The organism is Pontibacter indicus (assembly GCF_900156345.1).
Taxonomy (GTDB): Bacteria; Bacteroidota; Bacteroidia; order Cytophagales; family Hymenobacteraceae; genus Pontibacter; species Pontibacter indicus.
On record NZ_FTPP01000005.1, the window covers coordinates 52841 to 77610 of the forward strand.

Genomic DNA, 24770 nt, shown 5'->3' on the forward strand with positions numbered 1-24770 from the left:
CAATTTAATATTAAACAAAAAAAGACATGGCAAGTGTAAACAAAGTTATCCTTATCGGAAACCTTGGTAAGGACCCAGAAGTTCGCCACCTCGAAGGCGGCGTAGCTGTAGCGCGTTTCCCGATCGCTACTTCCGAAACATTCAAAGACAAAAACGGCGAGCGCCAGGAGCGCACCGAGTGGCACAACATCGTGCTGTGGCGCGGTCTGGCCGAGGTAGCCGAAAAGTACCTGCGCAAAGGACAGTCTGTCTTCATTGAAGGCAAGATCCGCACCAACAGTTACCAGGACAAAGAGGGCGTGCAGCGTTACAGCACCGAGATCGTAGCTGATAACATGACCATGCTCAGCGCACGCGAAGGCGGCAATGGCGGCTCAGGAAGCTTCCAGGGCAGCGCACCTTCACAGTCCTCAGGACAAGCCTCATCAGGTCAGGGTAGTGCCGCCGCATCCGGCAAGGGCAATGCTTCTGCCTTCCAGAACGACGAGCCAGACGACCTCCCGTTCTAACCCATGTTTAACCTAACTATCTGATTTTGGACAGTTTAGATTCCGGAGACCCCCTAAGTTATAGCTTACTGCAACTTTTACAAAGCGCAACAGCTTTACTTAGAATTGAATATATCGCAGCCATCTCGGCCTGCTTTATCTTATTGCTGCTCTCTGCCCTCACCTCGGGGGCGGAAGCAGCTTTTTTCTCGCTCTCACCCCAGGAGATCGAGAAAGCCAGGACAAGCAAAGACGATAAGCTTCAACTGGTGCACCGCCTGCTACAGACCCCGCGCCAGCTACTGGCGTCACTTCTGATCATCAACAACGCCATCAATGTCAGCATCATTACCCTCTGCGCCTATATTGCGTGGCAGGTAACCAATTCTGTCGCCATTTCGGCCGCCACACTGATTGTAAGTGTGCTGGTTATTACTTTCCTCATTGTGTTCTTTGGCGAAGTGCTGCCCAAGGTATACGCCCGCCAGCACGGTCCTGCCATTGCACAGCGCATGGCCCCGGTGCTTTCGGCGCTATCCCCGGTACTAAAGCCGATTACCTGGTTGTTGACGGGCATCAGTTATTATATTGACAAGCGTTACCGGGTGCGATCTTATAGCCAGACGCTGGAAGAACTGCATAATAGCCTAGACGTAGCCATGTCCAATGAAGGTACATCGCCAGAAGAACGCAAGATTTTGCGTGGCATCGTAAACTTCGGCTCAATTACGGTGAAGCAGATCATGCGACCGCGAATGGACATTGTGGCTTTCCCGCAAAGCGCCACATTGCCAGAACTGCTTCCGCAAATCATACAATGGGGCTACTCGCGTGTGCCGGTCTATACCCAAAGCACCGACAGCATCGACGGCATTTTGTATGTAAAGGACTTGCTGCCACACCTCGACAAGGGCGCAGACTTTAAATGGCAGAGTTTGATCAGGGCACCTTTTTTTGTACCGGAGACCAAGCACATCGCTAACCTGCTGCAGGACTTCCGGGAGAAGCATGTGCACATGGCCATTGTCGTGAACGAATATGGCACAACGGCAGGCCTCTTGACGATGGAAGATGTGATTGAGGAGATCGTGGGTGAGATCAACGATGAGTTTGACGACGAGGACGAGATCATTTACTCACAACTCGACGAAAATACCTTTATATTTGACGGTAAAACATCGCTGCACGACTTTTGCAAAATCACGGAGGTTCCGTTTGATGCCTTTAAAGAGGTAAAAAGTGAGCACGAAACAGTGGCAGGCTTGATGCTGGCGCTCTTTGGCCGCATTCCCTTTGTGGGCGAGGAAGTGTCGTACGGCCGCTATTATTTTACGGTGGAGTCGGCGGACAATAAGCGTGTAAAACGAGTTAAGATTAATGTCGCAAGCAAAAAAGAGCACTATCATAAAGTCAGCTAAACTGCAACTGGCTTTGTGGGCAGGTATGGCCCTGGCCATGGCGAGCTGCAACGCCGAGTACACTCCAAAACCGAAAGGCTACAACCGCATCGATCTGCCAGAGGCCGCTTACCAGCCCCTGCAGGACGAGCATCCGTTTACCTTTGAGTATTCGAAGCACGCCAAGATCCGCCCGGATTCTTCGCTGATCGCACAGCCGCACTGGATCAACATCATTTATCCGAGTTTGGGGGCCAACGTGCAGCTGACCTACAAGGCCATCAACAACAACCCGAAGATGCTCAACGACCTGATCGAGGACGCCCGCAAACTGACTGGCAAACACCAGATAAAGGCGTATTCGATTGAGGAATCGGAAATCCGGACACCGCAGGGCGATGTCGCCTCTGTGTTTGAATTGGAAGGCGAGATTCCGAGCCAGTTTCAGTTCTATGTAACTGATACGACCACGCACTTTTTCCGTGGGGCGCTCTACTTCAGAACCGCTACGCAGAACGACTCTCTCGCTCCGGTGATCGAGTATGTGAAGAAAGATATTGTGCACCTGCTGAACACACTCGAGTTTAAGGACAAGAAGTAGGGTTTCTTTGACGAAAGAATTTGTGACAATAGACAAAGGACCGTGGGTATACCTGCGGTCCTTTTTTTGTTTCAGGCAGCCATTCACGGTTTTAAATAGACCTGTAGGTATAGCGCAAAAAAAGACAGCACGCCCTAAGTATATTTATAATAATATAAGGTATATTTAATATAAAATTCAGCTCTATCATCATAAAGCAAAGCCCCAAACTGATCCTATTTCTCTTGTCTCTGGTGCTTGTGGTGTGAAAGAATGACGAAATAAAGCTGCTACCCGATGCCACTCAAACCGGCGCTGGCACGATGGGTGCGATCGTCAACGGCAAAGCTTGGGTGGCTAGTGGCGGCACAGACTTTAATCCTTCTGATCTTGTGGAAGGTGGGTATTACAGCGCTCACCGCATGAAACACAACAGTTGCTACCTATGAAAAACAAGCTATACCTCCTGTTGCTTCTTGTTGGCCTGCTTGCCTGTTCCAAAGACAGTTTCTGTGACGAATCATTTTGCGTCAGAATAAACGGTAAGCGGTGGTGGCCGAGCAGTGGATTTAAAACGAACTCTCTTTCATTTACGCTGATGGATAATGGAAATAGATTCTGGTTTAGCGCTCAAAACGGCTCTACTTCCCTCTTGGTAAGTGTAAGAGATACAACAAGAGGGATCCAGGTGAGGGAGTATGAACTTGGGGAGCATTTCAATGCAGGGTATTATACCGAAGATACGAACAAGGATTTCCGTACGGATCATACACATACAGGCTCATTATCCATTACATCGATCGATAGGTATAAAAGAACAATAGCTGGTACGTTCCGCTTTAAAGCCCATAACGCCACGACAGGCGAAGTTGCAGAAATCTCCAAAGGTAGTTTTAATGCAACGTACTACGAATTTTGATGCCAGCAATAAACTTGATCGGAAGGACTTTTATACATATCACTACCACTTATAAAGCATAAAGCCCTGCCAGCACTTACACCTGTCGGGGCTTTTGCTTATTTTTGTCAGGTATACCTGCTATACCTTATTTACCTAACCTGAGCCTACACCCTTGAACAACTTCTTCCATACCAAAATCGAATTTTTGAGAGGCGTGGGGCCGCAGCGGGCTGAGCTGCTGCAGAAGGAGCTCAACATCTATACCTACGGCGACCTCATCCAGCACTACCCCTTCCGCTACCTCGACCGCACCCAGTTCTACAAAATAGCTGAACTGGACGAGAGCATGCCCTATGTGCAGGTGCGCGGACGTGTGCGGGGCAAGGATGTGCTGGGCGAAGGCCGAAAGCAACGACTGGCCGCTACACTCGTGGATGAAGACGGCAACGAGATGGAGCTGGTTTGGTTCAAGGGCGTGAAGTGGATGCAAAAGTCACTGAAGAACCACACCGACTACATCGTGTTCGGCAAGCCTACTTCCTTCAACAGCAAGTGGAGCATGGCGCACCCCGAGCTGGAGGAACTGGGCGAGGAAAAACAGACAGCCTCTTTTCTGCAACCGGTCTACAATACGACTGAGAAACTAAAGGCATTTCGGGTTGAAAGCAAGACCATCGCCCGCATGATGGAAATGCTGCTGAAAGTAGCCGAACCGAACATACACGAAACACTTTCGCCGGAGCTGATCGACCAGTACCGCCTGATGAGCAAGCGGGATGCGCTGATCAACATCCACTTTCCGCAGTCGGTCGAGAAGTACAACGCCGCCAAGTTCCGACTCAAGTTCGAAGAGCTCTTTTATATTCAGCTGCGTCTGCTGCGTCAGAAAACGGTTCGCCGCGCCGACCTGGCTGGGCAAGTGTTCAAGCAGGTGCCAACGGTGACGGAGTTCTACAAAAACCACATGACCTTCGACCTCACCAATGCGCAGAAGCGGGTGATCAAGGAAATACACAAAGACCTGACAGCCGGCAAGCAGATGAACCGTCTGCTGCAAGGCGATGTGGGCTCCGGCAAAACTATTGTGGCCTTTATCACCATGCTCATCGCCGCCGATAACGGGGCACAGTCGGTGTTGATGGCGCCTACCGAAATTCTGGCGGATCAGCACTACACTGGCCTCAAGGCGTTTGCTGACCGACTAGGTATAAACATCGGCAAACTCACCGGCTCTAGCAAGACCAAAGACCGCAAAGTACTGCACGAACAGCTGCGCTCAGGCGAAATGAAGATGATCGTGGGTACGCATGCCCTGTTGGAGGATGTGGTGCAGTTCCACAACCTGGGCTTGTGCATTGTGGACGAGCAGCACCGCTTTGGCGTGGAGCAGCGCTCGAAGCTGTGGCGCAAGAACCCGCGCATCATCCCGCACGTGCTCGTGATGACGGCCACACCTATACCTCGTACCCTGGCCATGACGCTCTACGGCGACCTGGATGTGTCGGTGATTGACGAGATGCCGGCCGGTCGTAAAGAAATAGTGACGGTGCACCGCTTCGACTCCCACCGCCTGAAGGTGTTTCAGTTTGTGCGCGACCAGATCAAGCTGGGACGCCAGGTATACATCGTGTACCCGCTCATCGAGGAGTCGGAAGGTATGGACTATAAGGACCTGATGGATGGCTATGAGAGCGTGCGCCGGGCTTTTCCGGAATACCAGGTGAGCATGGTGCACGGCAAACTAAAGGCGCAGGACAAAGATTACGAAATGCAGCGCTTCGTCAAAAACGAGACCCAGATTATGGTGGCGACGACTGTAATCGAAGTAGGCGTGAACGTACCTAATGCCTCGGTGATGATCATCGAGAGTGCCGAGCGCTTTGGGCTGTCGCAGTTGCACCAGTTGCGCGGCCGCGTGGGCCGTGGTGCGGAGCAGAGCTATTGTATTCTGATGACGGGCTATAAACTGAGCAAAGACAGCAAGACCCGACTGGAAACAATGGTGCGCACCAACAACGGCTTCGAGATTGCCGACATAGACCTGAAGCTACGCGGTCCTGGCGACCTGATGGGTACGCAACAAAGCGGGGTGCTCGATCTGCTCATCGCCGACCTGGCCAAGGATGCTCCCATCTTGCAGGAGGCACGTGCGGCAGCGCAACGCCTGCTGAACGAGGATCCTCAATTGGAGCAAGCCCAGAACCAAAACATCGTGCGGCACATCAAATCGCTTAGCGTAAATACCGTTAACTGGAGCCGGATCAGCTAAAAATCTCTATCTTTACAGCGTTGGAGGTACCTCAGTCAGGAATAGGCTGGGGTTTAAAAAGGAACCGTGTGCAAATCGCGGGCTGACGCGCAACTGTAAGTAACGATCAATTGCTGCCAAACAGATGTCCATTGTCTGGAAAACGGATGAGAAGGACGGCTGCAATGTTATAAGCCAGGAGACTTGCCCTAACTGTATCCACGCATGCTTTCGCGTTTGAGGCCTGTGGTAGCATAGTAGCCCTCTGCGACTTACGCACGCGCGTCTACTCCCTCTCCACATGTACCTACGCCGGCATGCCTAAATTACCTGTGTATGCCGCTCATCGATCACATGCTTCTCCTGTATATAACAACAGCATCAGCTATGCGAGGCGGTATACCTGTATCTCAGCAAAATCAACCTCATACATCATGAATTTACAGAAACGTATTGCCGATTCAGAAACGCGCATTTTCAAAGCTGTTTTCCCAAACACTACTAACCACTACGACACGCTTTTTGGCGGCACGGCCATGCAGTTAATGGATGAAGTAGCTTTTATCACCGCCACCCGCTTCTGCCGCAAAAGGGTTGTCACCGTATCGTCCGACAAAATTGATTTCACCCAACCTATACCTGCAGGCACTATTATAGAGTTGATCGGACAAGTAAAACGGGTAGGCAATACCAGCCTGAAAGTGGAAGTAGAAATTTTTATCGAAGAAATGTATTCGGATGTGCGCTTGAAGGCTATCCATGGCAGCTTTACATTTGTAGCCATCGATGACAAGAAACAACCTGTCTCCGTGTTGGAAACAGAACAGCTACATTAATACAAGGCGATACCTGCTTCCCGACAATTTGCGTTTAAGGTTTTGTTTGCGCCAGTTCCACGAGAAACAATTTTATCCTATATTCGGCTTGTCTATACCTGACACACTTCATTCGACTCAATAAAAATCTAATACCTATACCTTGAAAACACGTTCATTTTTGCCGCTTCTATTGTTGCTGGTGCTTTTGTCTGCCACAACTGCCGCCGCCCAAGGCCGAAAAGCCGCTATACCTTTCACTTATCTCCCTGACAACAACGAAGACCAGTACAACCAAAGCATCACGAGCAAGACGCTGCCCTTGGGAGCCGATGGGTTTGTGATCCTCAGCCGAAACAAACCTGGCGAGTATGCCATAGAGCGCTACAATGCCGCTCTCAAGAAAGCCTGGTCAACAGCTATACCACTGGCTGCAGAAGAAACGCTGGAGGCTTTTACCCGGAATGAGGAGGCGGCGCTGGTGGTTACGCATCGCCACGATGAAAAGGGCAACCAGGTGCTCTATGCACACCGGGTTAATTTGCAGAACGGCCAGAAAGACAAGCCGGTGCTGTTGCTCGAAGCCCCCGCTGATATTCGCAAAGCAGGTGTAGCCTTATCGCCGGACGGTACCAAACTCCTGGCCTACCGCTTCCACGTTGGAGGCAGCCAGGTGGTGCAAGGTATAAGCGGCAGCCTGTATGATGGCAAACTGCAGAAACTAAAGGACACCAAGTACAACCTGAGCGACCTGCGCGGCATTGTGTCGGCCGAAGTGATTGTGAACGATGCCGGCGACCAGTTCATCAGCCTGATTTCCGAAAACATGGAGCGCCTGACCGTGCGCCAGTATACGCTCAAGTCGCCGGAGGCCAAGGGAATGTCGGTGCTGGTAGGCGGCATGTTCGACGGCAAGAAGGTATATATCATGGACAGCAAATACGCCCTGCAGCCCAATGGCAACCTGTATGGCGTAGTGCTCACCGCCGATGAGAAAACGGGCGATTACTACAGTCTGAAAGCCGTGAAGTTCGACTTCGAAAACGAGGACATGGTATTTGCCGAGGAATTCCGGTTCACGCCCGAGTACCTGGCCAGTGTCAACAAACTGGACAAGAGCGGTGCAAAAGCCAGTCGCCTGGAAGACATTTACCTGACCGACCTGATCCTGACACCGGAAGAAAAGCTGATCGTACTGGCTGAGAAAAAATATATGGAGGGTGGTGAGAACTCGCCTTACTATGCCAAGGAGATGCACCTGTTTGCCTACGATCAGTTTATGGGCACAGCTTGGAGCTCTGTGCTGATGAAGAGTCAGAAAGCACCTGCTGACGAAGCTTTTACAGGTATATCCTACCGCTATCACCTGTCGGGCAACACGCTAAACCTGCTTACGCTCGAAGAACTGGACGGCAAACACGATCTATACCTGCGCCGCATCGACACCAACACAGGCAAGGCTGAGGCTCCAAAGGCAGCCGGCCTGAATGTGGCTGACGATAAGGATATCTCCTATGTGAAGGATTTCACGGCCTGGCTCACAGACCGCGACCTGGTAACGGTGGTGCGCCCATCCAAAAAAGCAAACAGCCTGCAGCTGCGCCGCTTGCAGATCAAGTAATCAGGACATCCGTATACCTGACAGAAAGCGCGACCACTCGTTGGTTGCGCTTTTTTGCTTTTTGAGCTTTCGGGTAAAGGAGCTCAGCTGCACCAGCATGTGCACAAAGCCCACATAGTCCACAATCTCGACATACATTTTGAACTCCCGTCGGGATCCCTCGAGCACCCCGAGCTTGTCGACCTTGTAGGTGTTCATGGCGGACCAGGGCATCCAGCGTACCCGCTTATGTCGCTTGATCATGTAGCGGTTAATGGCCACCTCCAACTGGTAGCGTGCTACAGGCTGAGAGAGCACTTCCTCCAAGTCGCTTCGCCGCAGGAGCCGCTCGCCGGATAGTAGAATATCACTGCGGTACCAGCGCACAAACCAGGGAGAGCGGATGCGCCTCAGTATGAGCATGTCGACTTTTGCAGTGTGCTGAAACGCGGAAATGGCCTTTTCGAGTTCTGCTCCATCGATCTCCTGCAGGTCGGCGTCCATAAGCAGAATTAACTCGTGCTCCACAAACTGCAGACCGTACTGGATGGCAGCGGCTTTCCCACGGTTCTGACTCAGGCGGATGACCTGCACAGAGGGCCATTGCCGGCTAACCATGGTAGCCGTATTGTCTGATGACCCGTCGTCGATGCAAATGACCTGCTGTATACCTTCTACTGTGGTTACCACATCCAGCACTGCTGCAATCCGATCCTGTTCGTTATAGCATGGAATCAGGCATGTTACACCCATACGCTCTGGTTTAATTATACTTTGTCTGATATGTTTACGCACGTTTAATCAATAAGTCGCCTGGTGGTAACCCAATAAAACAAAAAGGCCGCCCCCTACGGAAGCAGCCTTTCCTAAACTATAGATCTGTCAGAATCTAGTACACGAATTCGTTTGCCTCGATCATCGCGGCGGCTATGCGGCGGCGTGCCTCTTTGGTGTTGTAGAGGTCTTTTTTGGTGAAGCGCTTCAGGCCCATGAACAACAGGCGCTGCTCGTCGCCTTCCACCATCGAGGCAATGGCATCTTTGCCCGCCATGTAAGCCGTATCCACGGCATCGTTCACCGTTACCTGCATGATGTCGATCTGGTTGGCCACAGCCTCCTCGCCTTTCATGCCCACCAGTTTCTCCACACGAAGCAGCGTCGATTCCGCCACGTAGGTTTTGATGGCCATGTCGGCGATGTTCATCAGGATCTCCTGCTCTTTAGCCAGCGAGTTCATGTATTTCTGCACCGCCGTACCCGCTACCATTAGGATCGCCTTCTTGAGGTTGCGGATGGCCTTGTGCTCTGCAGCGAACAAACCTTCCTCTTCCGCACCGAAATCAGGTATAGCCATCAGCTCGCTTTGCACGGCTTGGGCAGGGCCCATCAGGTCGAGTTCGCCGTTCATGGCTTTCTTGAGGATCATGTCCACAGTGAGCATACGGTTGATCTCGTTCGTGCCCTCAAAAATGCGGTTGATGCGGGAGTCGCGGTAGGCGCGGTCCATTGGGTAGTCGGCTGAGAAGCCGTAACCACCGTAAATCTGCACGCCTTCGTCTACCACGTAGTCGAGCACTTCGGAGCCTTCTACTTTCAGCATGGCGCACTCCACAGCAAACTCGCGGGCAGCACCCAGCATGGCCTCATTCTCGCCCTTACCAGCTGCCAGCAACTCCTGCTCCTTGCGGTAGATATCCATACCGCAACGGTATAGCGCCGACTCTACAGCATAAATGCGGATGGCTTGCTCGGCCAGTTTGTGGCGGATGGCACCGAATTTAGAGATCGGCAGTTTGAACTGCTGACGCTCGTTGGCATACTTCACCGACAGGTCGACTACTTTTTTAGAGGCACCCAACGTAGCTGCGCAAAGCTTGATACGGCCAATGTTGAGGATATTGAAGGCGATCAGGTGTCCTTTGCCGATCTCGCCCAGCACGTTTTCCTTTGGCACTTCGCAGTCGGAGAGGAATACCTGGCGTGTTGAAGAACCTTTGATACCCATTTTGTGCTCCTCGTTGCCTAGGCTCAAACCTGGGTAGCCTTTTTCTACAATGAAGCCCGTGAACTTGTCGCCATCCACCTGCGCGAACACGATGAACACATCGGCAAAGCCGGCGTTCGTGATCCACATTTTCTGGCCGTTGAGGATGTAGTGCGTGCCCGCACCATTCAATACGGCTTTGGTCTTGGCTGCCAGGGCATCGGAACCGGAGCCCGGCTCTGTGAGGCAGTAGGCAGCCGCCCACTCACCTGAAGTCAGTTTCGGCAGGTACTTCTGTTTCTGCTCCTCCGTACCAAAGTACAGGATCGGCAGCATGCCTATACCTGTGTGGGCAGCAAAGGCCACCGGAAATGAGTGTCCTCCACCCACTGACTCTGTCACGAGCAGTGAAGTGTTAAAGTCCATGTTCAGGCCACCGTACTGCTCCGGCATTGATACCGCAAACAGACCAAGTTCACCTGCCTTTTTCATCAGGCCTTCCATCAGCCCTTCTTCGTGGTTGTCGAGGCGGTCGAGCAGCGGGTTCACTTCTTCGCGCACAAAGTCCAGACAGGTCTGCGCCATCATGCGCTGCTCCTCACTGAACTCAGCAGGTATAAACACCTCCTGCGGATCGGTTTCTTTGATCAGGAATTCACCACCGCGGAGGGTAGCTTTATTTTTATCTGTTACATTTTCCATGGCAGATTATGATTAGTGTTTTAGGTACAGATTAATTACTACTTCAGAAGTTCGAATATGCCGGCTACGCCTTGACCGCCGCCCACGCATGCCGTTACGATGCCGTGCTTGCCACCGGTGCGGCGCAGGTCGCTGAAGAGCTGCACGCTCAGTTTGGCACCAGAGCATCCCAGCGGGTGACCTAGCGCAATGGCACCTCCGTTGATGTTCAGTTTCGCCGGGTCAAACTCCAGGTGACGCATCACGGCAATAGACTGAGCCGCGAAGGCCTCGTTCATCTCGATCAGGTCGATGTCGTTGAGAGTCATACCGGCTTGTTTCAGGGCTTTCGGCACAGCGGCTATTGGGCCCATCCCCATGATGCGTGGGTCCACACCGCCAGTGCCGTAGCTTACCAGGCGGGCAATCGGCTCCAGGTTCAGCTCTTTTACCATGCGCTCGCTCATCACGATCACAAAGGCAGCACCATCCGAAGTTTGCGAAGAGTTACCGGCTGTTACCGTACCGCCGTTCGCAAACACGGGCTTTAGCCTGGCCAATGCCTCCATCGAAGTATCGGCACGCGGACCTTCGTCGGTGTCTACCACATAAGAGCGGGTCTTTTTCTTGCCGTTCTCATCTACATAAGTTTCCTCCACTGTGATCGGCACGATCTGGTCTTTGAAGTAGCCGTTCTTGATCGCGTTGATCGCCTTCTGATGGGAGTTATAGGCGAACTCGTCCTGGTCTTCACGTGTAACCTTGTAGTCCTGGGCTACTGCCTCTGCCGTAAGGCCCATGCTCAGGTACCAGTCCGGGTTCTTTTTGGCGATGTTGTAGTTGGGCACCGTCTTCCAGCCAACGGTCGGCACCAACGACATCGACTCGGTACCACCGGCTACGATACAGTCGGCCATACCTGCCTGAATACGATTGCAGGCAATGGCAATGGTCTCTACACCCGACCCGCAGTAGCGGTTCACGGTCATACCTGAAACGGACATTGGTAAGGCTAGCAGTGAAATCATACGGCCGATCTGGAGGCCCTGCTCTGCTTCCGGCACGGCGTTTCCTACGATCAGGTCATCTACGCGCTCCGGGTCAAGAGCCGGCACAGAGGCCATCAGGTGCTTGATAACATCAGCGGCCAGGTCATCGGGTCTGGTGAACCGGAAACCTCCGCGGTTGGCTTTACCAACGGCGCTGCGAAATCCGGCTACGATATAGGCATTGTTCATATTGATGCTCTTTATAGTTTATACTATCAGCTGTATTTCATTTTTATTTTGTCATCCTGTAAGGATCTTGGTTGCTGGGAGATGAAGCTTTTATCTACGGATCTGCCTTCAGAAATCGTAAGTATGGATTCTCTCTTTTGATTAGCTCCATCTTCTTCTCACGACTCCACTCCTTCAACTCTTTCTCTCTATCGATTGCATGCTGTACATAAGTATAGCGTTCATAGTAGAGTAGCTTGTAACAGAAGTAGCGGCCTGCAAAAGTTTCAGGTTTGCCTCGGTTGTCCTTATGCTGTTCAAGCCTGTACACTAAGTCATTTGTAACTCCCACATAAAGCACCGTTTTGCTTGGATTGGTCGTGATGTAGACAAAGTAATTGTGGCTTTTCATAGCTGGGGCTTAACCTCCCTTCTACCAAGTTTCTTTCAGAATGACAAAGAACAAGCAGCCAATGCTGCATAACATCACATTAATTTCTCAGCGGCTTGCCTGTGGTCAGGATGCTCTGGATACGCTCCAGCGTCTTGCGCTCACCGGTTAGTGACAGGAAGGCTTCGCGCTCCAGGTCCAGCAGGTACTGCTCGCTCACGTCGGTTGGGGCAGACAGATCGCCACCGCACATCACATAAGCAAGCTTTTGCGAGATCTTCAGGTCGTGCTCCGACATGTAACGCCCCGTGAACATGGCGTTGGCTCCCGTCAGGAACATACCCAGACCGCCCTTGCCCTGCACCTTGATGTTGGTGCGTTGCACCGGCTTGGTATAGCCCGCCTCCGCCAGTCGGATAGCCTGTGCCTTGGCATCAGCTATCTGGCGGTTGCTGTTGATAGAGATACCATCTGACTTACGCATGAAGCCCAGGTCAATCGCCTCTTTGGCCGAAGTAGAAACCTTGGCCATACCGATGTTGAGGAACACGTTCTTCAGGTCGTTCAGCTCGATGTCGCCGTCTGCGTACATGTCGGCTGCGCGCAGCGTCATTTCTTTGGTGCCGCCACCGCCAGGTATAAGGCCTACGCCAAATTCCACCAGACCCATGTAAGTCTCGGCAGCCGCTTGGATGTGGTCCACGTGCAGGTTCAGCTCGCAGCCACCGCCCAGCGTGAGGCCATGCGGTGCGCCTACCACAGGTATAGCCGAGTAGCGCATGCGCATCATCGTGTTCTGAAACTGGCGGATGATCATGTTCAGCTCGTCGTAATCCTGATCGAGCGCATACATGTAGATCAGGCCCACGTTGGCACCGGCAGAGAAATTGGCACCCTGGTTACCTACCACCATGCCACGGAAGTCTTTCTCGGCGAACTCGATGCCTTTATTCAGCGCCATGATCACGTCGCCGCCCATGGTGTTCATCTTAGTATGGAACTCCACGTTCAGGATGCCGTCACCAATGTCAGTTATAGTCGCTCCGGTGTTTTTCCAGACAACTTTGTTCTCGCGCAGGTTATTCAGAATGATGAAGTTCTCGGCGCCAGGTATAGCCTTGTATTCTTTGCTCTGGATGTCGTAGTAGCGGCGGTTGCCGTTGTCTACAATGTAGAAGGATTCCTTGCCGCGCTCCAGCATTTCCTCTACCCAACGGGCAGGCTGGTAACCGGCTTCGATCATACGCTGCACCCCTTCGCGAGCACCGATCACGTCCCAGTATTCGAACGGACCCAGCTCCCAGCCAAAGCCGGCACGCATGGCATCATCGATGCGGTAGAGTTCGTCAGAGATCTCAGGTATGCGGTTGCTCACATACTGGAACAGGCCGTAGAGTGACTCGTTGAAGAATTGAGCAGCCTTGTCGTTTTGCTTCGAGAAAGTCTTTACACGCTTCTTCAGGTCCTCGATCGGTTTTAGTACTTCCAGACTCTGGAACTTGGCGCGCTGTTTCGGTCCGTACTCCAGCGTGTTCAGGTCCAGCGTCAGGATCTCGGTTTTGCCCTGTGCATCTTTTGTTTTTTTGTAGAAGCCCTGGCCGGTCTTATCGCCCAGCCATTTGTTCTCTACCATTTTCTGGAGGTAGCCTGGCAACTGGAACAGTTCGCGCGATTCGTCTTTTTCGCCGGTCTGGTACAAGCCGTTGGCTACGTTCGCCAACGTATCCAAACCAACCACGTCCAGTGTGCGGAAAGTGGCGGATTTCGGACGGCCGATTATTGGGCCAGAAATGCGGTCCACTTCGTCCACGTTCAGGCCGAGCTTGTTCATCACCTGCAGGCCCTGCATGATGGCGTAAATGCCCACACGGTTGGCGATAAAGGCAGGTGTGTCTTTAGCGAGTACGGTAGTCTTGCCCAGGTATAGGTCGCCGTAATGCATCAGAAAATCCACCACAGCCGGATCGGTTTCCGGCGTCGGGATGATCTCGAGCAGCTTGAGGTAGCGCGGCGGGTTGAAGAAGTGCGTACCGCAGAAGTGCTTGCGGAAGTCGTCGGAACGGCCTTCCAGCATCAAGTGAATAGGTATACCAGAGGTGTTGGACGTGATCAGGGTGCCCGGCTTGCGGTACTGCTCTACTTGGTCAAACACTGATTTCTTGATCTTTAGGTTCTCCACCACCACCTCAATGGTCCAGTCGGCCGTGGCGATCTCCTTCATGTTGTCCTCGAAGTTGCCGGTCTGAATCAGGCGGGCATCGCTTTTGCGGTAAATCGGCGAGGGGTTGGATTTCAGGGCAGCCTCCAGCGCGCTGTTCACGATGCGGTTGCGGACCTGCTTGCTTTCCAGCGTCAGCCCTTTTTTCTCTTCGTCGGGCGTAAGCTCGCGCGGCACGATGTCGAGCAACAGCACCTGCACGCCAATGTTGGCAAAGTGGCAGGCAATGCGGGAGCCCATGACACCGGAACCCAGCACGGCTACTTTCTTAATAATTCTTTTCATAGAAAAAGCTTGATGGTCTACTATGGTTAGAAAATCTCTTTATTCTCGATCATGTTGATGATGCGCTCTGATACCCGGAAGAAGGTGTTCAACTCTTCCCTCGGGATGGACTCCTGCAGCTTATGGTTGAAACGAAGCACCGTCCGCCGCGACACCTCTTTCTTCTCCAGTCCCTTCTCAGTCAGGAAAATCCGTACCAGCCGCTTGTCCTTGTCGTCAGACACCTTGTAGATAAGGCCCTTCTCTTCCATGCTTTTCAGGATGCGGGTCAGGCTGCGCGCCTCCAGCCCCAGCAGCGGCGCAATCTTGGTGGCAGGGGTGCCGGTTTCTTGGTTGATGTTGAGCAGTACAAATCCAATGGAGGTGGTAATATCATTCTTGGCCGCCTCCACATTATACATGCGCGAGATGGCATGCCAACATACCTTTACATTATAATCTACGGTTTCTTCAGGCTTCATGCTTAGGGTGTTTATACCAAATATATAAAATAATGTTATGCAAGCATACTATTTTAAAAGAAAAATTAATCCACCTCCGTCATCGTCAGCAAAAGCGGATTACATGCCATAGTACCTTTTGCTATAGTTTATGTATAATCCGTAGAATGGTTACAAACAAAAAACCCTTTCCGGTCAGGAAAGGGTTTTCTTTATGCCAAAGGATAATCGGCCTGTACTCAGAGTTGGCTAGTACATGGCATCAATTTCTTTCTGGTAGTTGGTCATGATGTTCTTGCGCTTCACCTTCAGGGTTGGCGTCAGCTCGCCGCTTTCCACCGTCCACATGTTCGGGATCAGCTTGAACTTCTTGATGGTTTCGTACTGCGCCAGGCCTTCGTTTGCCTTGTCTATCTCGCGCTTATACTTTTCCAGAATTTCCGGTTTCTTAATCATTTCCGCGTCAGAGGTATACGGGATGCCTTTGTGTGCGCACCAGTCCTGCAAGCCCAGGAACGATGGCACGATCAGGGCAGCGGCATACTTCTGTCCGGCGCCTACTACCATGGCCTGCTCAATTACCACCGACTCTTTCAGCTTGTTCTCGATCGGCTGAGGGGCCACGTACTTGCCACCACTCGTCTTGAACATCTCCTTTTTGCGGTCGGTGATCTTCACATACTTGCCGTCTACCAATTCGCCGATGTCGCCGGTATGGAACCAACCCTCCGCGTCGATCACCTCGTCGGTCAGGTCAGGCTTTTTGTAGTAGCCTTTCATCACGTGCGGTCCGCGGGTCAGGATCTCCCCGTCTTCGGCAATCTTAACCTCCACACCGTCGATCGGCAGACCAACGGTACCAATGGCGTTGTTTTCCGGTTCGAAGCGGTTCACGGTGATAACTGGCGAAGTCTCTGTCAGACCATAGCCTTCCATTACGCGGATGTTAGCCGACCAGAACACGCGGGCCAAACGCGGCTGCAGGGCCGCACCACCCGACACGATCGCGATCACATTACCACCCAGCGCCTCGCGCCACTTGCTGAAAATAAGTTTGTTGGCCAGCCCCAGCTGTTTGTTGTACCACCAGCCTTTGTCTTCGCGGGTATCGTACTCCAGGCCGAGCTCCAGCGCCCAGAAGAACAGCTTGCGCTTCACGCCGGTGAGTTCCATGCCCTTAGCCACGATCTTGTCATATACTTTTTCGAGCAGGCGCGGAACGGTGGTAAACACGTGCGGCTGCACCTCTTTCAGGTTGTCGGCTACCTTTTCGATGCTTTCGGCATAGTAGATCGACACCCCGATACGCATGTATAGGTATAGGAGCATGCGCTCGAAAATATGGCAGAGCGGCAGGAAGCTGAGGGCGCGGTGGTCTTTGTTCACCGGCACGTAAGGCAGTGTGCCCTTCACGTTGCTGATGATGTTGTTGTGCGTGAGCATCACCCCTTTCGGGTTACCGGTCGTGCCGGAGGTATAGATAATGGTCAGGATATCGTCAGGGGCAACAGCGGCCTTCATGGGTTCAAGCTGGGCCACGTCTTCTCCCTGGGCCATTTTAATCACTTCTTTCCAGTGCTTGGCGCCGTGTATCTCATCGAAGGTATAGATCTCTTTGATGCTCTCCATGCCCTGGGTAGCGGCCACGACTTTGTTGTAAAGCTCAGCGTCAGACACAAACACCGCCTTTACCTCCGCATCGTTGAAAATATAGCGGTAATCGTCTACCGTGATGGTCGGGTACATGGGCACGCTGATGGCGCCTATCTGCTGTATACCAAAGTCAGCGAACACCCACTCCGGACGGTTGAGGGAGATAATGGCCACTTTGTCGCCTTTTCCTATACCTAGTTTCAGCAGGCCGAGGCTCACCTGGTTGGCCATGTCCTGCACGTCCTGCGTGCTGTATTTTACCCACTGTCCGTTTATTTTAGTGGCCAGACAGTCTGGTTGGGCTAAGTTCTGCAGCTGGAAAGGCAGCAAATCAAGCGTACGGGTTACGTTCATGGTGATTGCTTAGGTTAGTGTCAGTCTTGTTGTAAAGCGTGTGTTAAACAGAATGGCAGGGCTGAGCCTGCATTCGTTAGTGCATTTTAATTATTTTTTTCTGAAATTTCTATACCTGCCTATACAAATATTTGTCAATTCTTATATTGATAGTACTTTTTACATTAAAAAGTTAGACTTAACTAAAAGCCGCTCGCAAAAGCTGCATTTTCACTATATTTGACTTTCCTCATACCGTTTTATGAATCTTTCCATCTTCTTCGAACCTCTGAACGAGGACATCTTCGCGCTGCTCGACAAGCCGCGCACGCTCGGTGCCTACATCGGCCGCTTCACAGGTAAGTTCCCCGACTGGCGCTCGGCCGACATTGCCCTGATTGGCGTGAACGAAACGCGCGGGCGGGGAGAAGAGACTGGATCAGAAACATTTCCGGCTCGCGCGGTGCGCAAAAAACTGTACAGCCTGCACAAGGGAACCGGCCGCTGCAACATCGTGGATTTGGGCAACCTGCGCCCAGGTATAACACTCGACGACACCTACCTGCGCCTGAAGGAGATCGTGGAGATCCTCATCTCGCACAAGACCATACCTGTCATCATCGGTGGCTCGCATGACCTGGAGTACGGGCAGTACATGGGCTACGAACACCTGGAGCGTGCTGTGAACATGGTTACGGTGGATAGCAGCGTGGATATGAGCGAAGATCAGGAAATGCCTGCCAACAAAAAACAGCTGCACCAGATCCTGATGCACGAGCCGAACTACCTCTTCAGCCTTGGCCAGATTGGCTTTCAGTCGTACCTGGTGGACCCGGAGGTGATGGCTACGTTCGAGAAGCTCCACTTTGAGGCCTATCGTGTGGGGGAAGTACACCGCAGCGTGCAGGAAATGGAGCCTGTCGTGCGCCACGCCGACCTGCTCACCTTCGACATCTCCGCCATCCGCCATCAGGATGCACCCGGCTATACCCCCGCCAACCCTTTTGGGCTCAGCGGCGAGGAGGCCTGCCAACTTTGCTGGTATGCAGGCTTGAGCGACCAAATGACGTCGCTCGGCATCTATGAATATGACCCGGAGCAGGACAAGCAGGAACTGACAGCCATGACGATTGCCACCATGGTCTGGTATTTCATCGAGGGCTTCTACCACCGCAAGCACGAAACAGAGTTCAGCTCCAGCAAGTTTACCAAATACGCCGTGGCCTTTAACGACAACCCCGACCGCATGACTTTTTTTAAGAGCAAGGTGAGTGAAAAGTGGTGGATGGAAGTAGAGCCCCTGTCAGACGAGAAGAGCCCGCGCATCGTTCCTTGCAGTTACGAAGACTACCTGCAGGCCATCAAAGGCGAGGTACCCAATCGCTGGATCCTGACGCAGGCTCGCATTGGCTAGACCAGCAAAGAAACAAACCCGATTATGTTCCGTTTGCCCCAATCACTAGGGCAGTATTATTATATTTGCAACACGGGCTCTGTGTGGCCCGCCACGAAATGGAAGAAAACCTCCCGGAGTACACCCTGCAACAACTCGCCCTGCGCAACGGACAGGACCGCGACGAGGTATGGGTGGCCTACAAAGGGCTGATCTACGACGTGAGGAAATCGAGGCTGTGGCGGAGCGGCAACCACTACGAGCACTGGGCCGGGCAGGACCTGACCGAAGAGCTAAAGGACGCCCCCCACACCGAATATGTGTTTGACAAATTTGAGGTGATCGGACTAGTCAAAAACTCAGTATACCGAAAATAAAGCAGCGGGAGTAGGTCAGCTTAGCGGGCAGGCTCCTGATTAACTATAAAAATACCCAATACTATGATTCTGATAGCTGACAGCGGCTCTACCAAAACAGATTGGCGCACCATTGATGCCGACAACCAGTATGAGCAGGTAACCACCACTGGCATCAACCCGCAGTACCTGGATACTGAGAAGATCTACAGCATTTTTGAGACCGAGCTGCTGCCCCATCTGAAAGAGCGAAACATCAGCGCTATTTACTACTATGGTGCCGGCTGCAGCTCCCCGGATCGTAACAGGCGCGTGGAAGACGCCCTGAGCCGTGCCTTCCCGGGTGTGCCCAACTATGTGGACCACGACCTGCTGGCAGCTGCGCGTGCGCTGTGCGGCCACAAACCAGGTATAGCCTGTATTCTGGGCACGGGCTCCAACTCCTGCCTTTACGACGGCAAAAACATCATCGACAACGTGACCTCGCTGGGTTTCCTGATGGGGGACGAAGGCAGTGGCGCCTACCTGGGCAAGCTGCTGATCAAAGCCTACATGTACCGCGAGCTGCCTGAAGAGTTGGCCACTTCCCTCACAAACAGGTATAACCTCACCAAGAACGGCATCCTGGACGCGGTGTACGGCTCCGACATACCGAGCCAGTACCTGGCGACTTTTGCCAAGTTCATGCACGAGAAGCGCAAGAATCCGGTGATCAAGGAAATGATTTACGAGAACTTTGAGGAGTTCTTCGAACGCCATGTCAGCAAGTATGAGGGCTTTGGTGAGCTGCCCGTAAACTTTGTGGGGTCCATCGCGTTTCATTTTGCGGATACGCTTAAGCTGGTGGCGAAGAAGTATGGCTGCCACATTGGGGTCATCATCTCCAGCCCGAGCGAAGGCCTGATCAAATACCATCAGGAGCTGCTTAAAATGCAGAATGCCTAAAGGCACCTTTACTCTTTTTTTAGTTTAAAAATCTGACCGATCGACACCGTGTCTACTACCGAATCCGATTCTCTTTACAATAGACTGGAGCAAATGCCCGTGCACGAGCTGCTTACCTGCATCAATCAGGAAGACAAGAGCGTGCCCCTGGCTGTTGAGCGTGTTATTCCGCAGATCGAAACCCTGGTGAACGCCACGGTGGAGCGCCTACGCGAGGGCGGCAGACTCTTTTACATTGGGGCAGGCACCAGCGGCCGGCTAGGTATAGTGGACGCATCGGAGTGCCCTCCTACTTACGGTGTGCCGCATGGCATGGTCATCGGCATTATAGCGGGCGGCGATAGTGCTATCCGGAAAGCGGTGGAGTTTGCCGAGGATGATACCAAACAAGCGTGGAAAGACCTGCAGGAGCATAAGATCACAGATAAAGACATCGTGGTAGGTATAGCCGCCTCCGGCGGGACACCTTATGTGGTAGGCGGCCTGGAAGCCTGTCGCCGCCAAGGTATAGCTACCGGCTGCATCGTGTGCAATGCCAACAGCCCTGTGGCCGCCGTCGCTGACTATCCTGTGGAAGTCATCACAGGTCCTGAGTTTGTGACAGGCAGCACGCGCATGAAAGCCGGCACTGCCCAAAAGCTGGTGCTCAATATGCTTACCACGGCGACCATGATACAACTCGGCCATGTGAAGGGCAACAAGATGGTGGATATGCAGCTATCAAATACCAAGCTGGTAGAACGCGGTATCCGCATGCTGATGGAGGAACTGCAACTGGCTAAACCCGAGGCCGCCGCTTTGCTTAAGAAGTTTGGCAGCGTACGGGCCGCCATCGAAGCTTATCGCAACGGCAGCAGCCTTTCCTAGCCCAGCCTATACCTGACAAAAGCAGCCCGGCCTGCCAGCGTTCACATACACTGGCAGGCCGGGCTGTTTTATAATGTTTGGGATGGGGCTAGTCCAGAATAGCCATGCTTTCCACCAGCACTTTTGCGGCTTCTTTGCTGGGTACTTTGTAATTGGTCACAGCCCAGTCATATCCTAGCTTAAAGCGATCATCTTTCATGGCGTACCGCATTTTTTCCCGGTAATCGGCCACGGGCTCCAATCCCAGTTCCTGCCGAAGCTCGTTTGCCTTCGCCTCCTCCTCTTCACTCACGCGTTGTATGAGGTAGCGGCTCGAAAGGTCTCCGAATTCCTCGTCGTCTTTGCAGTCCTCGGGTTTGTTACAGATGACGCGGGCCAGCACTTTGGAGCGGTACAGGTTTTTGCCTTGCTGCTGATCCATCAGGTAGGCTGCTGCGTGCGGGTCGAGTTTGCCTTCCTGTACGGCCTGGGTGAGCACAGTTTTAAAATCGAAGCCATTGCGGGCGGTGGTCTGGCGCTGAATCACGATGCTGAAGCGTGGCAGTTGTTCCAGCGTGTCGGGCACCCCGATCAGTTCCTCTCCCGGGTAACCGTGTTTGCTGATCCAGGCCAGGAGCTTCTTCACGTTGTCGGCCTCTATTTTCCGGATCGTATCGGCATGCACGCGCAGCCCGCCCTTCGCCTGCCGAAAATACTGGTCACGTGCCCAGAGCTCGTCCAGGTCGGCGCGCAGGTCTATGTTCGTGTTCTCCCGGAAAGCCTTTCGGCGCTTCGGGTATTTCCTGACAAACTTCTTCCAGCTTTTGTGAGCCCTCAGGGTGTCGAGTGCCTCCTGCTGCTCCAGGTATTCCAGGGACACGCCTTTTGCCACCAGCTTCTCCAGGTAGTTTATACCTTGTTTCTCGTGGCCAGTGAGCGCGGCGCACACGGCTGCATTGTAGTAGTCGCGGGCAAAGCCATGGGGCACCTCCGAAAACGCCTGCTGGTATACCTGCAGCGCACCTTCGTGGTCTTTGGCCATAATCAGTCGTTCGGCTTTGTTGATGAGCGGGTGGTATGCTTTGGTGTAATCTGCCTTTGCCCAGGCCTGGCTGCTATAACTCAGCAGGGCCAGTAGGAAAAATACAGCGACCGTTTGTCTTAAAATAGTAGGGCTGAATGTGAACTGCATAGGAAATGGGTGGTGTTTTCAGTTGGAACGTGCGATGTTATAACGTGCTCGGAACAGCCTTAGCATACCTGACTGCCATTTTGTTCCTGCTTATACCTGTATCAGCACACAGGAGTTGACCGAAACAGGTGATTTCTTCTTTAAATATAGCCAACTTTGTCCATATGCTTTAAGTAGACTGACAAATGCCAGCCGCCTTCACGGACACAGAACACATTGACCTATGCATGACATTGAGCCCTTTTATAACTGGCTGGAGCTGTACTCTGCCACAGAGGACCCGCGCTCGCCGCTCTATGGCGCCGAAAACAGCCTCACCTACTATACCCATACCATCTACGGGTACTACATACACCCGCAGTGGGACGACATCGACTCTGAGACGCTCTTCCTGAAAATCCTTTATGCCGACTACGACCTGGGATTCGCTGTCATCGAGTTTATCGGAGAGTGGAACGATGCGCTGAACAACGACATCATGAAGCTGAAGCGCAACATCATTGACCCGCTCTTAAAGGAAGGTGTGAAACATTTTATCCTGATCGGGGAGAACGTCTTCAACTTCCACGGCTCCGAAGACGACTACTACGAAGAATGGTTTGAGGATGTGGAGGAAGGCTGGATAGCGGCCATCAGCTTCCGGGATTTTGTGCTTAGCGAGATGCGCAGCTACAACCTTGACTCATACATTAACTCAGGCGGCACGCTCGATGAGCTGCATTGGCGCACCTATACCCCTAAACGGCTCTTTGCCCTGGTGAACAGCATGATCCAGAAACGGCTGGGTGCTTAAAACAAACGAGCGGGCCTGTGAGGGACCCGCTCGTTTGTTTTATAATTCTGACTGAGATTACTGAATAACAGCAGTAGTGTCTCCGTCCTCGATGCGATCAGCTTCCTGCTCACCGGCTTCTTCAATTTGATCAGCGCGCTCTTCGGCAGCATCTTCTACTTGGTCAGCTCTTTCGTCAGCTGGTGAGTCGCATGAAGCGAATGCGAAAAGGCCTGCGGCCAGGAAAAGGTAAAATGACTTTTTCATGTTATTTGGTTTTAGGTGATGGTTTAAAATGGTTGGTTATAGCCAGGTGCGGCACCTCCCGCATCATAGCTTCCAAGGCAATACGGCATCTGCACATATTAGTTCAGGTATATATATAAAAAAAGCACTCCTAGGAGTGCTTTTTTCTTTTCCCCGACTTGCGCCAGGTAGTACTGGTACCCGTGATTACTGAACAGCAGTTGTGTCTTCCATAGTAGCAGTAGTGTCTGCCTCTACGTCTGTCTCAACTTCAACTGTCTCTACAGTTTCTGTCTCAGTAGCTTCAACTTCAGTTGCAGTTTCTTCTGTGTTATTGCAAGATGCAAAAGTGAACAGGCCTGCAACGAATAGTAAACCGAATACTTTTTTCATAATGTTTTGTGATTGGTTAAAGATGAAGCTTCAAATATAACAGAACATCTGAATATATTGATACAGAAGTCTTTATTTTTTCTTGAACAACACTTTGATCGGCACCCCTTCGAAGCCGAAATGCTTCCGGATCGCGTTTTCGAGGTAGCGGGTATACGGCTCCTTGATGTACTGCGGGAGGTTGCAGAAAAACGCAAAAGTCGGGTTGTGCGTCGGCAGCTGCGTCACGTACTTGATCTTGATGAACTTGCCTTTCATGGATGGTGGCGGGTAGCGCTCAATCTCCGGCAGTATCTTATCGTTCAGCTTGGAAGTAGCGATTTTCTGCGTTTTGTTCTCGTATACCTGCATGGCCGTTTCGATGGCCTTGTGCACACGCTGCTTCGTCACCACGGAGGTGAAAATGATCGGCACATACTTAATTGGCGCAATCGCTTCTAGTATCTTCTCCTCAAACTCTTTGGTGGTGTGCGTATCCTTCTCTACCAGGTCCCACTTGTTCACCAGAATCACCATGCCTTTGCGGTTCTTCTCAGCCAGGGAGATAATGTTCACGTCTTGCGACTCTATACCGCGCGTAGCATCCAGAATAACAATGCACACATCGGAATCTTCCAGGGCACGCACAGAGCGCATCACCGAGTAGAACTCAATGTCTTCGCTCACTTTGCTCTTGCGGCGCAGACCGGCCGTATCCACAATAATAAACTCTTTTCCAAAGGCATTGTAGCGCGAGTCGATGGCGTCGCGGGTGGTGCCGGCAATGTCGGTTACGATGTTGCGCTCCACGCCCAGCAGCAGGTTCACGAAAGAAGACTTACCCACGTTCGGGCGGCCCAACACGGCAAGACGAGGTATACCTGCGTCCGGGTCTTCTGTACCTTCTGTCTTGAAGTGCTTCACCACCTCGTCCAACAATTCACCTGTACCGGAACCGCTCTGCGACGAAATCGGAAAGATGTCTAAACCTATACCTAGCGCATAGAACTCGCCCATCTGATGGGCACGGGCGTTGGTGTCGGCTTTGTTGGCTACTATGTAAATAGGCTTGTCGGTGCGGCGGAGCACATTGGCAAACTCCTCGTCGAGGCTGGTCACGCCTGCCTCGACGTCTACCATGAACAGGATCACGTCGGCCTCTTTGATGGCCAGCTCGACCTGCTTGTTGATCTCTCCTTCAAAAATGTCGTCGGAGCCGTGCACGTAGCCGCCTGTGTCGATCACGGTGAAGTACCTGCCGGTCCAGTCGCCGTGGCCGTAGCTGCGGTCGCGGGTCACGCCGCTCTCGTTGTCCATGATGGCCTGGCGACGCCCTACAAGGCGGTTAAAAAGAGTAGACTTGCCCACGTTCGGGCGGCCTACGATAGCAATGATGTTGGTTGACATCGAATAAAAA

The 24770-nt window shown here is 52.4% G+C and carries 23 protein-coding genes and 1 riboswitch; of the genes, 12 read left to right on the forward strand and 11 right to left on the reverse strand.

Features of this window, described 5'->3' with window-relative positions:
- Window positions 1-26 precede the first annotated feature (26 nt).
- The 7 genes from B0B12_RS19135 to B0B12_RS19165 all read left to right on the forward strand — a co-directional run bounded on the left by B0B12_RS19135 (window position 27) and on the right by B0B12_RS19165 (window position 8050).
- Window positions 27-509, forward strand: coding sequence for a single-stranded DNA-binding protein (locus B0B12_RS19135; RefSeq protein ID WP_076672277.1), 483 nt, complete (start codon window positions 27-29; stop codon window positions 507-509).
- Window positions 510-652: 143 nt separating this feature from the next.
- Window positions 653-1906 (forward strand): gliding motility-associated protein GldE, encoded by a 1254-nt coding sequence (gldE, locus tag B0B12_RS19140; protein WP_083704322.1) that lies wholly within the window; start codon window positions 653-655, stop codon window positions 1904-1906.
- Between the two features lie 25 nt (window positions 1907-1931).
- On the forward strand, window positions 1932-2486 hold the full coding sequence (gene gldD / locus B0B12_RS19145) for a gliding motility lipoprotein GldD (protein WP_076672430.1): 555 nt from the start codon (window positions 1932-1934) through the stop codon (window positions 2484-2486).
- 424 nt (window positions 2487-2910) lie between these two features.
- Window positions 2911-3384: a Riean_0653 family protein gene (locus B0B12_RS19150; RefSeq protein ID WP_076672281.1), complete on the forward strand. Its 474-nt coding sequence runs from the start codon at window positions 2911-2913 to the stop codon at window positions 3382-3384.
- A gap of 154 nt (window positions 3385-3538) precedes the next feature.
- Window positions 3539-5635 (forward strand): ATP-dependent DNA helicase RecG, encoded by a 2097-nt coding sequence (gene recG / locus B0B12_RS19155; RefSeq protein WP_076672283.1) that lies wholly within the window; start codon window positions 3539-3541, stop codon window positions 5633-5635.
- A 6-nt stretch (window positions 5636-5641) separates the two neighbouring features.
- Window positions 5642-5840: riboswitch (cobalamin riboswitch) on the forward strand.
- 208 nt (window positions 5841-6048) lie between these two features.
- The gene (locus tag B0B12_RS19160) at window positions 6049-6450 is read left to right on the forward strand and encodes an acyl-CoA thioesterase (RefSeq protein WP_076672285.1); all 402 of its coding nucleotides are present in this window, start codon (window positions 6049-6051) and stop codon (window positions 6448-6450) included.
- A 142-nt stretch (window positions 6451-6592) separates the two neighbouring features.
- Window positions 6593-8050, forward strand: coding sequence for a hypothetical protein (locus B0B12_RS19165; protein WP_139337844.1), 1458 nt, complete (start codon window positions 6593-6595; stop codon window positions 8048-8050).
- Here B0B12_RS19165 and B0B12_RS19170 read toward each other — a convergent pair whose 3' ends face one another.
- The 7 genes from B0B12_RS19170 to B0B12_RS19200 form a co-directional block, all read right to left on the reverse strand.
- Complete coding sequence (locus B0B12_RS19170) at window positions 8051-8782, reverse strand: glycosyltransferase family 2 protein (protein WP_076672289.1); 732 nt, start codon at window positions 8780-8782, stop codon at window positions 8051-8053.
- A gap of 136 nt (window positions 8783-8918) precedes the next feature.
- On the reverse strand, window positions 8919-10715 hold the full coding sequence (locus tag B0B12_RS19175; protein WP_076672291.1) for an acyl-CoA dehydrogenase family protein: 1797 nt from the start codon (window positions 10713-10715) through the stop codon (window positions 8919-8921).
- A 38-nt stretch (window positions 10716-10753) separates the two neighbouring features.
- Complete coding sequence (locus B0B12_RS19180; protein ID WP_076672293.1) at window positions 10754-11932, reverse strand: thiolase family protein; 1179 nt, start codon at window positions 11930-11932, stop codon at window positions 10754-10756.
- Window positions 11933-12026: 94 nt separating this feature from the next.
- Window positions 12027-12323 carry a GIY-YIG nuclease family protein gene (locus B0B12_RS19185; protein WP_076672295.1) on the reverse strand — a complete coding sequence of 99 codons (297 nt, stop codon included), beginning with the start codon at window positions 12321-12323 and terminating at the stop codon, window positions 12027-12029.
- Between the two features lie 79 nt (window positions 12324-12402).
- Window positions 12403-14805 (reverse strand): 3-hydroxyacyl-CoA dehydrogenase/enoyl-CoA hydratase family protein, encoded by a 2403-nt coding sequence (locus B0B12_RS19190; protein WP_076672297.1) that lies wholly within the window; start codon window positions 14803-14805, stop codon window positions 12403-12405.
- Between the two features lie 26 nt (window positions 14806-14831).
- Window positions 14832-15266: a MarR family winged helix-turn-helix transcriptional regulator gene (locus tag B0B12_RS19195; RefSeq protein ID WP_076672300.1), complete on the reverse strand. Its 435-nt coding sequence runs from the start codon at window positions 15264-15266 to the stop codon at window positions 14832-14834.
- A 228-nt stretch (window positions 15267-15494) separates the two neighbouring features.
- On the reverse strand, window positions 15495-17252 hold the full coding sequence (locus tag B0B12_RS19200) for an AMP-dependent synthetase/ligase (protein WP_076672302.1): 1758 nt from the start codon (window positions 17250-17252) through the stop codon (window positions 15495-15497).
- A 241-nt stretch (window positions 17253-17493) separates the two neighbouring features.
- Here B0B12_RS19200 and B0B12_RS19205 point away from each other — a divergent pair, with 241 nt between their 5' ends.
- The 4 genes from B0B12_RS19205 (at window position 17494) to murQ (ending at window position 20792) form a co-directional block, all read left to right on the forward strand.
- A complete protein-coding gene (locus B0B12_RS19205) occupies window positions 17494-18645 on the forward strand; it encodes a formimidoylglutamase (protein WP_076672304.1) in 1152 nt (383 codons plus the stop codon).
- A 98-nt stretch (window positions 18646-18743) separates the two neighbouring features.
- Complete coding sequence (locus tag B0B12_RS19210) at window positions 18744-19001, forward strand: cytochrome b5 domain-containing protein (RefSeq protein ID WP_076672306.1); 258 nt, start codon at window positions 18744-18746, stop codon at window positions 18999-19001.
- A gap of 63 nt (window positions 19002-19064) precedes the next feature.
- Window positions 19065-19925, forward strand: coding sequence for a hypothetical protein (locus B0B12_RS19215; protein ID WP_076672308.1), 861 nt, complete (start codon window positions 19065-19067; stop codon window positions 19923-19925).
- A gap of 48 nt (window positions 19926-19973) precedes the next feature.
- Window positions 19974-20792: an N-acetylmuramic acid 6-phosphate etherase gene (gene murQ / locus B0B12_RS19220; RefSeq protein WP_212564624.1), complete on the forward strand. Its 819-nt coding sequence runs from the start codon at window positions 19974-19976 to the stop codon at window positions 20790-20792.
- Window positions 20793-20880: 88 nt separating this feature from the next.
- Here the strand turns inward: murQ and B0B12_RS19225 are convergent, their stop codons facing one another.
- Entirely contained in the window at window positions 20881-21963 is a 1083-nt protein-coding gene (locus B0B12_RS19225; protein ID WP_076672313.1) for a hypothetical protein, read from the reverse strand.
- Between the two features lie 223 nt (window positions 21964-22186).
- Here B0B12_RS19225 and B0B12_RS19230 point away from each other — a divergent pair, with 223 nt between their 5' ends.
- Window positions 22187-22756: a hypothetical protein gene (locus B0B12_RS19230; RefSeq protein WP_076672315.1), complete on the forward strand. Its 570-nt coding sequence runs from the start codon at window positions 22187-22189 to the stop codon at window positions 22754-22756.
- A 57-nt stretch (window positions 22757-22813) separates the two neighbouring features.
- Here the strand turns inward: B0B12_RS19230 and B0B12_RS19235 are convergent, their stop codons facing one another.
- The 3 genes from B0B12_RS19235 to der form a co-directional block, all read right to left on the reverse strand.
- Window positions 22814-23002 carry a hypothetical protein gene (locus tag B0B12_RS19235; protein ID WP_076672317.1) on the reverse strand — a complete coding sequence of 63 codons (189 nt, stop codon included), beginning with the start codon at window positions 23000-23002 and terminating at the stop codon, window positions 22814-22816.
- 186 nt (window positions 23003-23188) lie between these two features.
- Window positions 23189-23374: a hypothetical protein gene (locus B0B12_RS19240; protein WP_076672319.1), complete on the reverse strand. Its 186-nt coding sequence runs from the start codon at window positions 23372-23374 to the stop codon at window positions 23189-23191.
- Window positions 23375-23446: 72 nt separating this feature from the next.
- Window positions 23447-24760 carry a ribosome biogenesis GTPase Der gene (gene der / locus B0B12_RS19245; protein ID WP_076672321.1) on the reverse strand — a complete coding sequence of 438 codons (1314 nt, stop codon included), beginning with the start codon at window positions 24758-24760 and terminating at the stop codon, window positions 23447-23449.
- Between the last annotated feature and the right edge of the window lie 10 nt (window positions 24761-24770).

Bases quoted from the DNA above. Each gene is read 5' to 3' on its own strand.
- B0B12_RS19225 (WP_076672313.1), bottom strand. From the start codon at position 21,963: ATGCAGTTCACATTCAGCCCTACTATTTTAAGACAAACGGTCGCTGTA.
- B0B12_RS19190 (WP_076672297.1), bottom strand. From the start codon at position 14,805: ATGAAAAGAATTATTAAGAAAGTAGCCGTGCTGGGTTCCGGTGTCATG.
- B0B12_RS19240 (WP_076672319.1), bottom strand. From the start codon at position 23,374: ATGAAAAAAGTATTCGGTTTACTATTCGTTGCAGGCCTGTTCACTTTT.
- B0B12_RS19185 (WP_076672295.1), bottom strand. From the start codon at position 12,323: ATGAAAAGCCACAATTACTTTGTCTACATCACGACCAATCCAAGCAAA.
- B0B12_RS19150 (WP_076672281.1), top strand. From the start codon at position 2,911: ATGAAAAACAAGCTATACCTCCTGTTGCTTCTTGTTGGCCTGCTTGCC.
- B0B12_RS19160 (WP_076672285.1), top strand. From the start codon at position 6,049: ATGAATTTACAGAAACGTATTGCCGATTCAGAAACGCGCATTTTCAAA.
- B0B12_RS19175 (WP_076672291.1), bottom strand. From the start codon at position 10,715: ATGGAAAATGTAACAGATAAAAATAAAGCTACCCTCCGCGGTGGTGAA.
- B0B12_RS19215 (WP_076672308.1), top strand. From the start codon at position 19,065: ATGATTCTGATAGCTGACAGCGGCTCTACCAAAACAGATTGGCGCACC.
- B0B12_RS19135 (WP_076672277.1), top strand. From the start codon at position 27: ATGGCAAGTGTAAACAAAGTTATCCTTATCGGAAACCTTGGTAAGGAC.
- der (WP_076672321.1), bottom strand. From the start codon at position 24,760: ATGTCAACCAACATCATTGCTATCGTAGGCCGCCCGAACGTGGGCAAG.
- B0B12_RS19210 (WP_076672306.1), top strand. From the start codon at position 18,744: ATGGAAGAAAACCTCCCGGAGTACACCCTGCAACAACTCGCCCTGCGC.
- B0B12_RS19230 (WP_076672315.1), top strand. From the start codon at position 22,187: ATGCATGACATTGAGCCCTTTTATAACTGGCTGGAGCTGTACTCTGCC.
- B0B12_RS19205 (WP_076672304.1), top strand. From the start codon at position 17,494: ATGAATCTTTCCATCTTCTTCGAACCTCTGAACGAGGACATCTTCGCG.
- B0B12_RS19180 (WP_076672293.1), bottom strand. From the start codon at position 11,932: ATGAACAATGCCTATATCGTAGCCGGATTTCGCAGCGCCGTTGGTAAA.
- B0B12_RS19200 (WP_076672302.1), bottom strand. From the start codon at position 17,252: ATGAACGTAACCCGTACGCTTGATTTGCTGCCTTTCCAGCTGCAGAAC.
- B0B12_RS19170 (WP_076672289.1), bottom strand. From the start codon at position 8,782: ATGGGTGTAACATGCCTGATTCCATGCTATAACGAACAGGATCGGATT.
- B0B12_RS19235 (WP_076672317.1), bottom strand. From the start codon at position 23,002: ATGAAAAAGTCATTTTACCTTTTCCTGGCCGCAGGCCTTTTCGCATTC.
- gldD (WP_076672430.1), top strand. From the start codon at position 1,932: ATGGCCCTGGCCATGGCGAGCTGCAACGCCGAGTACACTCCAAAACCG.
- B0B12_RS19195 (WP_076672300.1), bottom strand. From the start codon at position 15,266: ATGAAGCCTGAAGAAACCGTAGATTATAATGTAAAGGTATGTTGGCAT.